The organism is Thiomonas sp. DCM-2 (assembly GCF_056820905.1).
The window spans coordinates 971,776-984,750 of record NZ_CM165962.1; the positions used below are offsets into that span (position 1 = coordinate 971,776).

Consider the following 12,975-nt stretch of genomic DNA (forward strand, 5'->3'; position numbering starts at 1 on the left):
GCGGGAGCACGACATGGCAACCATCGAGGTCAAGGTTCCCGACATCGGGGATTTCAAGGATGTGGAAGTGATCGAGGTGCTGGTGAAAGCTGGCGACACGATCGCGGTCGATCAGTCGCTGGTCACGGTGGAGAGCGACAAGGCCAGCATGGAGATTCCGAGCAGCGCCGCCGGGGTGGTCAAGGCGCTGCGGGTCAAGCTCGGCGACAAGGTCAGCGAAGGCTCGGTGCTGCTCGAGCTCGAGGCCGCAGGCGATGCCGCACGGCCCGCCACATCCGCAGCGCCGGCCGCAGAGGCTGCCACGCCGGCGGCAAAGCCGCCGGTCGCCGCATCCGCGCCGCAGCCGGCAGCCGCGTTCGGCGGTCAGGCCGATGTGGAATGCGACCTGCTGGTGCTCGGCGCCGGGCCGGGCGGGTACTCGGCGGCGTTTCGCGCCGCCGATCTGGGGCTCAAGGTCGTGCTGATCGAGCGTTACGCGCAACTCGGCGGGGTATGCCTGAACGTCGGCTGCATTCCGAGCAAGGCGCTGCTGCACGTCGCCGCGGTGATCGACGAGGCGGCGCATTTTGCCGACTTTGGCGTGGAATTCGCCGCGCCCAAGGTCGATCGCGCCAAGCTCGCCGCGCACAAGGCCAAGGTCGTCGGCAAGCTCACCGGCGGGCTGGCGGCTATGGCCAAGATGCGCAAGGTCACGGTGCTGCGCGGCTACGGCAGTTTTGTCGATGCGCACCACGTCGCGGTGGAACTGACTTTGGGAGACGGCCAAGACAAGACCGGGCAGACGCAGACCGTGCGCTTTGCCCGCGCCATCATCGCTGCGGGTTCGCAGGCGGTGCGGCTGCCGTTTTTGCCGGACGATCCGCGCATCGTCGATTCCACCGGCGCGCTGGCGCTGCAGCATGCGCCCGAAAAGATACTCATCATCGGCGGCGGCATCATCGGCCTGGAAATGGGCACGGTGTATTCGACGCTGGGCGCCCGGCTGGACGTGGTGGAAATGCTCGACGGCCTGATGCCCGGCGCCGATCGCGATCTGGTCAAGGTCTGGCACAAGGTCAACGCCAAGCGCTTCGACCGGGTGATGCTGCGGACCAAGACCGTTGCCGCCGAAGCCAGGCCGGACGGCATCTGGGTGACCTTCGAAGGCGAAGGCGCGCCCGCCGCGCCGCAGCGCTACGACCTGGTGCTGCAGGCCGTGGGCCGCGCGCCCAATGGCCGCAAGATCGCCGCAGACAAGGCCGGGGTGGCGGTGAGCGAGCGCGGCTTCATCGCGGTGGACGCGCAGCAGCGCACCAATGTGCCGCATATTTTCGCCATCGGCGACATCGTCGGCCAACCGATGCTCGCGCACAAGGCGGTACACGAGGGGCATGTGGCGGCCGAGGTCTGCGCCGGCGAAATCAAGGGCGATGAAACACTCGCCCGCGCCGCGTTCGACGCGCGGGTGATCCCGAGCGTCGCCTACACCGACCCGGAAATCGCCTGGGTCGGGCTGACCGAGGATCAGGCCAGGGCGCAGGGCGTTGCCGTGACCAAAGGGCTGTTTCCGTGGACCGCCTCAGGCCGCGCGATCGCCAACGGCCGCGACGAAGGTTTCACCAAGCTGCTGTTCGACGCGCAAACACACCGCATCGTCGGCGGCGGCATCGTCGGCACGCATGCGGGCGACCTGATCGGTGAAATCGCGCTGGCCATCGAGATGGGCGCGGACGCGGTGGACATCGGCCGCACCATTCACCCGCATCCGACCCTGGGCGAGAGCATCGGTCTGGCGGCCGAGGCGGCCGAGGGCAGCTGCACCGACCTGCCGCCGCCAAGACGGTAAGGCGTGGTAAGGCGGTGATCGGGACGCGTTACTGGCCGCCAGTCTGATCGCTGGCGGTCTGCGGCTGCGGATCGTCCTGCGCCACTTCGGTGTGCGTGCCCGTGAGGATGCGGCGGGCGCCGTCGAAGCGCTTGGCCCAGTAGGGCGCGTCGAGATCTTCGATGCGGATGGTCTGCCCGGGGCGCGGCGAATGGATGAACTGGCCGTTGCCGATATAGATCCCGACATGCGAGAAGGCCCGGCGCAGGGTGTTGAAGAACACCAGATCGCCCGGCTTGAGCTGGCTCTCGGAGATCTTTTCGCCCTCACGCGCCTGCTGCGCAGCGTTGTGCGGCAACACCGTGCCCAGCGTTTCCTGGTAAACGTAGCGCACGAACCCCGAGCAATCGAAACCGCTGCGCGCCGTGTCGCCGCCATAGTGATACTGCACGCCAAGAAAGCTCAGCGCATTGACCACCAGATCAGACGCGCGCGTGGACACCTGATGCACAAAGCCGTTGTTGGTCAACCATTGCTTGAGCGAGGCATCGTCGCGCTGGGCGTTTTTCACATCCTGCACCGCTTTGGCGGATGGCTGCGCCGGATCGACTTGCGGCAGTGCGACCGGATCGGCCCATGCAGGCGTGGTGCACAGCGTGCAGCACACAACGGCAAGAGACACGAACAAGGGGTTGACTCGCATAAGCGCACCAATTTAGGTAAATTGCCCCAACGTGTCAACGATTGTGCGGCGCAAAATCAAAACCCATTCTGGAGACAACACCATGTTCACAGCCTGGCGCCTGGATCAAAACGAACAAGGCTTTCGCGCGGAACTCGCGCAGCTCGACGCGGGCGATCTGCCCGCGGGGGATGTGACCGTCGCGGTGGAGTATTCCACCCTCAACTACAAGGACGCGCTGGCGCTGACCAATCGCGCTCCGGTGGTGCGGCGCTGGCCGATGGTGCCGGGCATCGACGGCGCCGGCACGGTGCTGGAGAGTTCGCACCCCGACTGGCGGCCGGGCGACCGCTGGCTGCTCAACGGCTGGGGTGTGGGCGAGACGCACTGGGGGTGTCTGGGCCAGCGTGCGCGGATGAACGGCGATTGGTTGATCCCTCTGCCCAAGGGCTTGAACGCGCGTCAGGCCATGGCGCTGGGCACCGCCGGCTACACCGCGGCATTGTGCGTGCTGGCGCTGCAACGGCATGATGTCGCCCCTGCGCAGGGCGAGGTGCTGGTGACTGGTGCGAGCGGCGGCGTGGGCAGTGTCGCGGTGGCGCTGCTGGCGCGGCTGGGGTGGAAGGTGGTGGCCTCCACGGGCAAGCTGCACGAGCAGGCGTACCTGCGCGAACTCGGCGCCGCGGAGGTCATCGACCGCAACACCCTGTCCGCGCCAGGCAAACCCTTGCAGAAGGAACGCTGGGCTGCAGTAGTCGATACCGTGGGCAGTCATACTCTGGCCAATGCCTGCGCGCAAACCCGCTGGGGCGGCTTGGTCGCCGCCTGCGGACTGGCGGGCGGCATGGATTTTCCGACCACCGTGGCGCCTTTCATCCTGCGCGGGGTGACGCTGGCGGGCATCGACAGCGTGATGCAGCCCAAGGCGGCGCGCTGCAAGGCTTGGCAGATGCTGGTCGATCTGATCGATGTGCAGATGCTCGACCGCATCGCGCACGAGATTCCGCTCGAGCAGGCCGCCGCCGCTGCGCAGGATCTGATCGACGGCAAGGTGCGCGGTCGGCTGGTGGTCAAGATTTGACGCATTGCGCGATCGCGCGGCTCGGGCGTCAGTCGGCAGTCAGCACCCCTTCCTAGGCTCGTGGAGGCGCAACTGCGCAACACAGAGGAGACAGCGAGATGGCAGAAGCGAGCTACGCGGCGTTCTACCGCCGCAGCGTGGAAACCCCCGAGGCGTTCTGGGCCGAGCAGGCGCAGGCGATCGACTGGCAGCGACCGTGGGATCAGGTGCTCGACCGCAGCCATCCGCCGTTTGCCGCGTGGTTCGTCGGCGCGCAGACCAATCTGTGCCACAACGCGGTCGACCGGCATCTGGCCGATCGCGCGCAGCAGCCGGCGCTGGTCTATGTCTCCACCGAGACCGGGCAGGAACGCAGTCTGACCTATGCCGAGCTGCACCGCGAGGTGCAGATCATGGCCGCGAGCCTGCAGAGCCTGGGCGTGGGCAAGGGCGACCGGGTCTTGATCTATATGCCGATGATTCCCGAAGCAGTGTTTGCCATGCTCGCCTGCGTGCGGCTGGGAGCGATTCACTCGGTGGTGTTTGGCGGCTTTGCTTCGGTCAGCCTGGCCGCGCGCATCGACGATGCCCAGCCGAAAGTGATCGTCAGCGCGGACGCAGGCTCGCGCGGCGGCAAGGTCATGCCGTACAAGCCGCTGCTCGACGAGGCGCTGCGGCTGTCGCAGCATCCGGCGCAGCGGGTGATCGTGGTCGATCGCGGTCTGGCAGACTGGGCGCGGCAGGATGGCAGGGATGTCGCATATGCCGAGTTGCATGCAACCTACGCGCAGGCGCAAGTCCCTTGTGTCTGGGTTGAGTCCACGCACCCGAGCTACATCCTCTACACCTCGGGCACCACCGGCAAACCCAAGGGAGTGCAGCGTGATACCGGGGGGTATGCGGTCGCGCTCCATCTGTCGATGCGCGCGATTTTCGGCAGCAAGCCGGGCGAGACGTTTTTTTGTACCAGCGACATCGGCTGGGTGGTCGGGCACAGCTATATCGTCTACGCCCCGCTGCTGACCGGCATGACCACCATCCTGTACGAGGGCACGCCGATCCGCCCGGACGCCGCGGTGTTCTGGCGGATCGCCGAACAGTACCGCGCCAACCTGATGTTTTCCGCGCCTACGGCAATGCGCGTGCTCAAGCGCCACGATCCGGCCCTGCTCAAGCGGCACGATCTGTCGGCGCTGCGCGCCATCTTTCTCGCGGGTGAACCGCTGGACGAACCGACCGGACGCTGGGTGGCCGAGTCGCTCGGCAAGCCGGTGATCGACAACTACTGGCAGACCGAAACCGGCTGGCCCATTCTGGCAACGCCGCAGGGCTTCCCGGAGGTACCCTCCCGCCCGGGATCGCCCGGTGTGGCCATGCCGGGCTACAAAGTCTGTCTGCGCAACGAAACCGATGGCGAGCCGGTTGCTCCCGGCGAAAAAGGAGTGGTGGCGATCGACTGGCCGCTGCCCCCGGGCTGCCTGCAGACCATCTGGGGCGACGATGCCCGCTTCGTGCATACCTACTGGAGTACATACCCCAACAGGCAGGTGTATTCCACGTTCGATTGGGGGCGGCAGGATGCCGAGGGCTATCTCTATATCCTCGGCCGTACCGATGACGTGATCAATGTTGCAGGCCACCGGCTGGGCACCCGTGAAATCGAGGAAAGCATCAGCGCGCACCCGGCGGTCGCCGAGGTAGCCGTGGTCGGGGTGCAGGATGCGCTCAAGGGGCAGGCCGCCTGGGCCTTCGTGGTGTTGCGGCCCGGGCAGCTTGATGCAGCCAGCACGCAGCAGGCCTCCATCGCCGCGCATGTGGATGCGCAACTCGGCGCCGTCGCCAGGCCACAGCGCATCTGCCTGGTCACGGCCCTGCCCAAGACGCGCTCCGGCAAAATGCTGCGTCGTGCAATTCAGGCGATCTGCGAAGGCCGTGATCCCGGCGATCTGACTACACTCGAAGATCCGCTTGCCTTGCAGCAAATTCCTGATGCAATTGCGCGCAGTTGACTAGGGAAACTCCTAGCCGCCAAGTGTGGACAACAGACCGCTTGGTTTGAAAAATATCAGTGCTTGCTTATAAGCAAATTCACATGCTCCAAAACGACACGCCCCCGGAACTGGTTACAGCGCCCGCAGACGATCTCTCGGTCGATGTGGATCGGGTTTTCGATTCCGCAGCAGAACTCTTCGGCGTCCTTGCGACGCCGCTGCGTTTGCGCATCCTCAATTCCATCTGTACGGGCGAAAAAAGCGTCAGTGACATCATGAGCCTGGTCGATTCGACCCAGCCCAATGTGTCCCAGCATCTCAAGGTGTTGTATCAAGCCGGCGTCGTCGCCAAGCGTCGCGTCGGCAATCTGGTTTATTACCGTGTGCAGAGCGAGAAGGCAGTGCAGTTGTGCCGGACCGTGTGTACTCAAATTGCCATCGAGCTCGACGATCCTGAATCGGTTTCGCAGACGGATCGCCTGGCCCGACGTGCTTACTAAGAGCGAGAAAGAGGATGAGTGACTACACAAAGAAGCTAGGCCGGCTGCGCAAAGCGCCGGAAGACTTCCTGAGCGCTGAGCAGATTGCGCAGGTTCAGGCAGGCCGCCGCGATTTTTTGCGTAAGACATTTCTCGCCGCCACGGCCACCATGGCCGCCGGTGGCGCAGCAAATGCCTATGCAGATGATCGCAAAGACTGGGACGGGAACAAGGGCAGCAAGCTCATCCTCGACAACCCGGAGTGGGGCACCACCCTGGGGCGCGGAGTGGACGAGCCGCCCTATGGCATGCCGATCAAGTACGAAAAGAACCTCGTGCGTCGCATCAGCCCCGGTCTGGCTGCCGTGACCCAGGCCAACGTGGCCTTCGCCCCGCTGCAGGGCATGTTCGGCATCATCACGCCCTCTGGCCTGCACTTCAATCGTTCGCACCAGGGTTGGTATGAAATCAACCCCGAGGAATTCCGCTTCATGGTGATGGGCGAGAAGGGCCTGATCAAAAACCCCAAGGTGTATTCCGTGGGCGACATCATGCGCATGCAGCCCGTCTCCCGCATTCATTTCATCGAGTGCGGCGCCAACTCGGCGATGGAGTGGGGCAATGTCGCCGTTCCCACGGTGCAGTACACCCACGGCATGGTGTCCTGTTCCGAATTTACGGGTGTGCCCCTGATCGACATCCTCGAGGACTGCGGTGCCGACCTCAAGGGTGTGCGCTTCATCATGGGGGAAGGTGCGGACGGTTCTCACGAAAACCGCACCATCCCCATGTCGCTCGTGCTGTCCGGCGAGGTTCTGGTGGCTTACGGCCAAAACGGCGAAATGCTGCGTGCTGAAAATGGCTACCCGCTGCGTTTGGTGGTGCCCGGTGTCGAGGGCGTGTCCCAGATCAAGTACCTGCGCCGCATCAAGCTGGGTCGTGCCCCATTCGCCACCAAAGACGAAGTGTTGGGCTACGTCGACATGATGCCTGACGGCATTCAGCGTCAGTACACCTCCGTGATGGAGTGCAAGTCGGTCATCACCTCGCCCTCGGGTGGGCAGGTGTTGATGGACAAGGGCGTCTACAACGTGACGGGTCTTGCCTGGTCGGGTCGTGGCAAGATCAAGCGCGTCGATGTGTCTTTCGATGGTGGGATCAACTGGAAGCCCGCCCGCTTGGAAGGCCCGATTCAGAACAAGGCGCTGACGCGCTTCAACATCCCCTGGGTGTGGGATGGCAAGGCCGCCTTCCTGCAAAGTCGCGCTGTGGACGAAACCGGCATGGTGCAACCCACCTATCAAGAGCTGCGCAAAATTCGCGGCACCCGCTCGGTCTACCACAACAACGCAATTCAAACCTGGCAAGTTGAAGAAACTGGAGATATTCGCAATGTCCAACTCGCGAATTCGTAAGGCCGCGCTGGCGGTTATTTTGGGTGGGGCCTTTGTCGGCTCCGCAATGGCGGCAGGTGTGCCCGTGAACACGCGCGTCCCGGCGCAGGCCATCAAGACGGATGGCACCCTGGGGCGCTCAGCGACTCCTGACGAAATCCGGGCTTGGGACATTGATGTCCGCCCTGATTTTGCCGGCTTGCCTCCTGGGCAGGGCAGTGTCGCCACCGGAACCAAGCTGTGGGAAGCCAAGTGCGCCTCCTGCCACGGCGACTTCGCCGATTCCAATGCGGTCTTTCCTCCGCTGGTTGGTGCCTACCAGGCGTCCAAGCAAGACATCAAGACCGGCCGTGTTGCCTCGCTGGTGAATGGTGGTACCTCGATCCAGCGCCTGTCCACGGTGTCGACCCTGTTCGACTACATCCATCGTGCCATGCCGTGGAATGCGCCGCTGTCCCTGAGTTGGGATGACACGTATGCACTGGTCGCCTATCTGATGAACCTTGCCAACGTCGTGCCGAGCAATTTCGTGCTCACCCGCGATAACGTGCAGCAAGTCCAGGATATGCTTCCCAACCGCAATGGCATGACCTGGAACCATGGCATGTGGCCGGGCAAGGAAATCGGTAATGGGGGTATCCCGGATACCCACAATGTTGAATGCATGAAAAACTGCGCTCCAAATCCCAAGGTCGAGACCTTCATCCCGGAATACGCCATGAACACCTGGGGTAACCTGGCTGATGAAACCCGTCCCTGGGGCCCGATCCGTGGTCTGGTGACGGTCTCTCAGGCCGAGTTGAAAAAGGCCGAGGAGAAAAAGGCTTCAGCAGCCAATGACCCGAACGCCAAGGTGGTTGCCTTGATCAAGGGCAGTGGCTGTATCGCCTGCCATAGCTTTGGCGACAACAAGCTGGTTGGTCCCGGCTACAAGGAAATTGCTGGGAAATATGGTGGCAAGAAGGACATGGTTGCCGAACTCACGACCCGCATCATCAAGGGCGGCTCTGGGGTTTGGGGTTCAATTCCCATGCCGCCGCAAACCATCAGCGAAGCGGATGCCAAGATGATTGCCGAGTGGGTTGTCGACGGCGCCAAGCAGTAAAACGTTATTCAGATACAGGTACGTCCTGTTCACTTTAAGGAGAAGACTGATGAATCAAACTCGTCGCCAGGTCATGCAGATCGGTGCAGGCGCAGCCGCCCTGGGCGTTGCTGCATCGGCAGGTCTCATGCCCACTGTCGCGCTTGCCGCTGACGCTCCGGGCTGGAACGCCCCTTTGTTCGAAGCCAAGACGTTCGCCGACGCGGCCAAGATCTGGGGTGGCACGCCCACTGAAAGCACCGATGTGACCATCATCGGTCCGGACATCGCTGAAAACGGCGCTGTTGTGCCTGTCGGTGTGAAAAGCAATGCTGCCGGTACGACCGCTCTGGGCATCATCGTTGAAAAGAACCCGACCGTGCTGGCCGGTCAGTTCAACATGACGGATGTCACGGTGCCCAACGTGGCAACCCGCGTCAAGATGGCGCAAACCTGCAATGTCTACGCTGTGGCGAAAGTCGGCGACAAACTGCTGTACAGCAAGAAAGAAATCAAGGTGACTCTGGGTGGTTGCGGCGGCTGATCGCAACGCTCAACACGCATTGAAATCTTCAGATTCTGCTGACTGACAGCAATCACTCAAATTCAAGGAGTAAAAACTATGGCTTTCCCGATGCGTATGCGGGCAAACATTGAAGGCGACGCAGTTGTGGTGCGCGTTCTGATGACTCACCCCGAAGAAACTGGTCTTCTGAAAGACAAGGCTGGTCAGATCATTCCGGCGCACTTCATCCAGTCCGTCACCTGCAAGAGCAACGACAAGACAGTACTGACCTGCGATTGGGGTACTGCGATTTCCAAGAATCCTTTCCTGGAGTTCCGCTTCAAGGGCGGCAAATCCGGCGACAAAGTGACTGTCTCCTGGATCGACAACAAGGGCGAGACGTCTACTGCAGACACCACGGTGTCCTGATCGCGTTCTGATCTAGCAGGGCCGGGGCTGGCGCATTCGCGTCGGCCCCGCAAGTTCAAAATCCACTCTGTGCTGTGAGGAGACTATGAAAAAAAGACTGTTGAATCTCGCGATGTCGGCGGCAACGGCATCCTTTGCCTTGGCGTTGCCGGTCGCTGCTGGCTTGATGCCGGTGACCGCACATGCCGATTCCTACATCGACATGCTCAACCAAATGGGTGGCAACCCCGCAGAATTTAACGTGGCGGCGGGTGAGAAGCTGTTCAAGGAAAAACGCGGCCCCAACAAAAAGAGCCTGGAGACCTGTGATTTCGGTCTTGGTCCCGGAGTGCTGAAAGGCGCTTACGCGCAAATGCCACGCTACTTTGCAGATACTGGCAAGGTGCAGGACGTCGAATCACGGCTCGTGACCTGCATGGAAACCATTCAAGGTTTCAGCAAGGAGCAAATCCAGAAGGATGTTCTGAAAGACCCATTCGAGAAAAACGGCGGCAATGCGACGGACATTGTCAATTTGGCACTCTATGTGGCGCACCAGTCCGATGGAATGCCGATGAATGTTGCACAGAACACGCCAGAAGAGAAGCAATCCTTCATCAACGGCAAGAAGTTTTTCTGGTACCGTGCAGGCCCCTATAACTTCTCCTGTGCGACTTGCCACGCTGAAAACGACAAGCAGATCAAGATTTCCAAACTCCCGAACCTCGCCACACCTGACGGTGAAAAGGCCTGGGTGGCAGCGACTTGGCCCGCCTATCCGGATTCGCAAGGTGTCGCACGTACTCTCGAATGGCGTATGAACGACTGCATGCGCCAACAGCGTATTGCCGAGCCGAAATATCTGTCGCAGGTCGTGATCGATCTGGAAACCTATATGGGAGTGATGGCCAAAGGTCACAAGATCCTGACTCCGTCGTTCAAGCGCTAAGAGGAGACACAATGAAACGAATCGCAGTTTTTTCGGCCATGGCTCTCTCCGTGGGCCTGATGGGTTGTGCGAGCAACGGCGGAGGCATGGCTTCGGCTAACGAGGACGCCTCCACCTATATGACCAAGTCGTTCAAGGACATCATCGCGAACGATTTTCAGGCCAAGGGCTCCGCTGGTTTGGATCGGATGGTGCAAACCGAGGCGCAGCACGAGTGCTCGAAGTACGATTATCTCGGCAAACCAATTCCCAAGGATATCGCTTCTCGCATCGAGAAGGAGCATTACAGCAAGGTGGTCTATCCTGCCGACGGACAATATTTCGGTGACTGGAAGGCCGGGCTGAAGATTGCTGAAGATGGCAAGGGAATGACCTGGAATGACAAACCCGGCTCAGTGAATGGCGGCAACTGCATCAACTGCCACGCCATGCTGCCGAACAATCCGTCCCAGGGCAACCTCGGCCCCTCTCTCATCGGGTATGGAAAAACCCGTGGCAATTCGATGGAAGTCGTGAAATACACTTGGGCACGGATTTATGATTCCACGTCCTTCAATGCCTGCTCGCAAATGCCTCCGCTTGGGGCGCATGCACTGACGCAACAGCAAATGAAGGATGTCATGGCACTGTTGTTTGACCCACAATCTCCGGTCAACAAGTGATTTGAGTGATCTATTTGTCGTTCATGCTCGCCGAATTCTTTGATTCGGCGAGATTTTTTTATTATTCAAGGATGATCGAATGAGTCTGACCCGTCGTGAATTTATGGGTGTACTTGCTGCTGCAGCAGCCACCGGTTTTCCCATGACCCGTGAAGCAACTGCTGCTGAAGTCAAGAGTCTGTATAACCCGCCGAAGACGGGTAATGTGCATTTCTTGCACATGACGGATAGTCATGCTCATTTGCGGCCTGTTTATTTTCGCGAACCGAACGTGAACATCGGTATTGCGAGTATGGAGGGGCATCTGCCTCACCTCGTTGGGACGAATTACCTCAAGCGTGTCGGTTTCAAGCCCAATACGCGTGAGTCGTATGGATTCACCTACCTGGATTTCGAACGCGCAGCCAAGCAGTACGGCAAGATGGGGGGCTACGCGCACATTGCGACTCTGGTCAAGCAACTGAAAGCGTCCCGTCCGGGGGCGTTGTTGCTGGATGGTGGAGATACCTGGCAGGGCACGGCGCTGTCGCTCTGGACCAAGGGACAGGACATGGTTGAGGCCCAGTTGAAGCTGGGTGTTGACGTGATGACCGCACATTGGGAATTCACTTACGGCCAGGACCGCGTCAAGGAAATCGTCAACAAGGATTTCAAGGGCAAGATCGATTTCGTCGCGCAGAACGTCAAGACCGCGGATTTTGGCGACCCGGTATTCCCGAATTACGTGATGAAGCAGATGAATGGCGTGCAGGTTGCCATCATCGGGCAGGCCTTCCCCTACACACCGATTGCGAATCCGGGTTATCTGATTCCTGACTGGACTTTCGGCATTGACACAGACCACATGCAAAAAGTGGTCAAGGAAGTCAAGCAGAAGGGGGCGCAGCTCGTGGTCGTCATCTCCCACAACGGAATGGACGTCGACCGCAAGATGGCCAGTCTGGTGGAAGGAATCGACTGCATCTTCGGCGGCCACACGCATGATGGCGAGGCGGTTGCCGTGGAGATTCGCCGTCCGTCAGGCGGCATGACCCTGGTGACGAATGCTGGTTCTCACGGCAAGTTCATGGGCGTGATGGATTTTGACGTCCGTGGCGGCAAGATGGTGGGCTACAAGTACAAGTTGCTGCCGGTGTTCTCGGATTTGCTGCCTGCCGATCCGGAGATGGACGCGCTCATTACCAAGCTGCGCGCCCCGTATGAGAGCAAGCTCACTGAAGTGCTTGCGCACACGGAAGGTGTGCTGTACCGCCGCGGTAATTTCAATGGCACCTGGGACCAATTGGTTGTCGATGCGATGCTGGCTGTGCGCGGTGGCGATCTGGCATTCTCCCCTGGTTTCCGCTGGGGCGGCAGTCTGCTGCCTGGGTCGCCCATCACCCGCGAAGACATGATGACGCAGCTCGCCATCACGTATCCGTATTGCACCCTGTCCGACATGACCGGGGAGACGGTGAAGAACGTGATGGAAGACGTTTGCGACAACCTGTTCAACCCGGATCCCTACTACCAGCAAGGTGGCGACATGGTCCGACTCGGCGCCCTGGAGTACACCTGCGCACCGAAGGAGAAAATCGGGAACCGCATTCAGGACATGCGACTGGGGGGCAAACCCATCGATCCCAAGAAAACCTACAAGGTGGCTGGCTGGGCGCCGGTGCAACAGGCCAGTGCGACGCCGGACAATCCGCCGATCTGGGACATCGTCGAGGAATACCTGAAGAACCAGAAGGTCATCAAGCCCTTGAAGGTCAACGAGCCCAAGCTCATCGGTGTCAAGGGCAATCCTGGTTTGGCCAGCTACAACAAAATGTTCTGATTGCCGAGTCTTGTGCTCACTGCAAACGGCCCGCTCCTTGCGGGCTGTTTGTTTTGGTGCGCCCGGCAGGGCGCACTCACTTGGAGGTGAAAGTCCTCTACTCGCCCGGCAAGGGGAAGAGTTAGCCGAACGGCAAGG

General features: G+C 61.0%; 12 protein-coding genes. 11 read left to right on the top strand and 1 reads right to left on the bottom strand.

What is annotated here, in order from left to right:
• Window positions 1-13: 13 nt before the first annotated feature.
• A complete protein-coding gene (gene lpdA, locus AC1ZQA_RS04710; protein ID WP_482678665.1) occupies window positions 14-1,825 on the top strand; it encodes a dihydrolipoyl dehydrogenase in 1,812 nt (603 codons plus the stop codon).
• Window positions 1,826-1,853: 28 nt separating this feature from the next.
• Here the strand turns inward: lpdA and AC1ZQA_RS04715 are convergent, their stop codons facing one another.
• On the bottom strand, window positions 1,854-2,486 hold the full coding sequence (locus tag AC1ZQA_RS04715; protein WP_482678666.1) for a C40 family peptidase: 633 nt from the start codon (window positions 2,484-2,486) through the stop codon (window positions 1,854-1,856).
• 103 nt (window positions 2,487-2,589) lie between these two features.
• Here AC1ZQA_RS04715 and acuI point away from each other — a divergent pair, with 103 nt between their 5' ends.
• The 10 genes from acuI (at window position 2,590) to soxB (ending at window position 12,837) form a co-directional block, all read left to right on the top strand.
• Window positions 2,590-3,567 (top strand): acrylyl-CoA reductase (NADPH), encoded by a 978-nt coding sequence (gene acuI, locus AC1ZQA_RS04720; RefSeq protein WP_482678667.1) that lies wholly within the window; start codon window positions 2,590-2,592, stop codon window positions 3,565-3,567.
• 98 nt (window positions 3,568-3,665) lie between these two features.
• Window positions 3,666-5,555: a propionate--CoA ligase gene (locus tag AC1ZQA_RS04725; RefSeq protein ID WP_482678668.1), complete on the top strand. Its 1,890-nt coding sequence runs from the start codon at window positions 3,666-3,668 to the stop codon at window positions 5,553-5,555.
• 83 nt (window positions 5,556-5,638) lie between these two features.
• Window positions 5,639-6,037, top strand: coding sequence for an ArsR/SmtB family transcription factor (locus tag AC1ZQA_RS04730; RefSeq protein ID WP_482678669.1), 399 nt, complete (start codon window positions 5,639-5,641; stop codon window positions 6,035-6,037).
• A gap of 14 nt (window positions 6,038-6,051) precedes the next feature.
• Complete coding sequence (gene soxC / locus AC1ZQA_RS04735; protein ID WP_482678670.1) at window positions 6,052-7,431, top strand: sulfite dehydrogenase; 1,380 nt, start codon at window positions 6,052-6,054, stop codon at window positions 7,429-7,431.
• Window positions 7,409-8,515, top strand: a complete 1,107-nt coding sequence (locus AC1ZQA_RS04740) for a c-type cytochrome (RefSeq protein WP_482678671.1) — start codon at window positions 7,409-7,411, stop codon at window positions 8,513-8,515. Before soxC ends, AC1ZQA_RS04740 begins: the two co-directional genes overlap by 23 nt.
• Window positions 8,516-8,564: 49 nt before the next feature.
• Window positions 8,565-9,038: a thiosulfate oxidation carrier protein SoxY gene (gene soxY, locus AC1ZQA_RS04745; RefSeq protein ID WP_482678672.1), complete on the top strand. Its 474-nt coding sequence runs from the start codon at window positions 8,565-8,567 to the stop codon at window positions 9,036-9,038.
• A gap of 78 nt (window positions 9,039-9,116) precedes the next feature.
• Window positions 9,117-9,428: a thiosulfate oxidation carrier complex protein SoxZ gene (soxZ, locus tag AC1ZQA_RS04750; protein ID WP_482678673.1), complete on the top strand. Its 312-nt coding sequence runs from the start codon at window positions 9,117-9,119 to the stop codon at window positions 9,426-9,428.
• 85 nt (window positions 9,429-9,513) lie between these two features.
• Window positions 9,514-10,356 carry a sulfur oxidation c-type cytochrome SoxA gene (soxA, locus tag AC1ZQA_RS04755; RefSeq protein WP_482678674.1) on the top strand — a complete coding sequence of 281 codons (843 nt, stop codon included), beginning with the start codon at window positions 9,514-9,516 and terminating at the stop codon, window positions 10,354-10,356.
• An 11-nt stretch (window positions 10,357-10,367) separates the two neighbouring features.
• Window positions 10,368-11,018 (top strand): sulfur oxidation c-type cytochrome SoxX, encoded by a 651-nt coding sequence (gene soxX, locus AC1ZQA_RS04760; RefSeq protein ID WP_482678675.1) that lies wholly within the window; start codon window positions 10,368-10,370, stop codon window positions 11,016-11,018.
• Between the two features lie 79 nt (window positions 11,019-11,097).
• Complete coding sequence (soxB, locus tag AC1ZQA_RS04765) at window positions 11,098-12,837, top strand: thiosulfohydrolase SoxB (RefSeq protein ID WP_482678676.1); 1,740 nt, start codon at window positions 11,098-11,100, stop codon at window positions 12,835-12,837.
• Window positions 12,838-12,975 lie beyond the last annotated feature (138 nt).

Bases quoted from the DNA above. Each gene is read 5' to 3' on its own strand.
- soxC (WP_482678670.1), top strand. From the start codon at position 6,052: ATGAGTGACTACACAAAGAAGCTAGGCCGGCTGCGCAAAGCGCCGGAA.
- lpdA (WP_482678665.1), top strand. From the start codon at position 14: ATGGCAACCATCGAGGTCAAGGTTCCCGACATCGGGGATTTCAAGGAT.
- soxB (WP_482678676.1), top strand. From the start codon at position 11,098: ATGAGTCTGACCCGTCGTGAATTTATGGGTGTACTTGCTGCTGCAGCA.
- soxY (WP_482678672.1), top strand. From the start codon at position 8,565: ATGAATCAAACTCGTCGCCAGGTCATGCAGATCGGTGCAGGCGCAGCC.
- acuI (WP_482678667.1), top strand. From the start codon at position 2,590: ATGTTCACAGCCTGGCGCCTGGATCAAAACGAACAAGGCTTTCGCGCG.
- soxZ (WP_482678673.1), top strand. From the start codon at position 9,117: ATGGCTTTCCCGATGCGTATGCGGGCAAACATTGAAGGCGACGCAGTT.
- soxA (WP_482678674.1), top strand. From the start codon at position 9,514: ATGAAAAAAAGACTGTTGAATCTCGCGATGTCGGCGGCAACGGCATCC.
- AC1ZQA_RS04725 (WP_482678668.1), top strand. From the start codon at position 3,666: ATGGCAGAAGCGAGCTACGCGGCGTTCTACCGCCGCAGCGTGGAAACC.
- AC1ZQA_RS04740 (WP_482678671.1), top strand. From the start codon at position 7,409: ATGTCCAACTCGCGAATTCGTAAGGCCGCGCTGGCGGTTATTTTGGGT.
- AC1ZQA_RS04730 (WP_482678669.1), top strand. From the start codon at position 5,639: ATGCTCCAAAACGACACGCCCCCGGAACTGGTTACAGCGCCCGCAGAC.
- soxX (WP_482678675.1), top strand. From the start codon at position 10,368: ATGAAACGAATCGCAGTTTTTTCGGCCATGGCTCTCTCCGTGGGCCTG.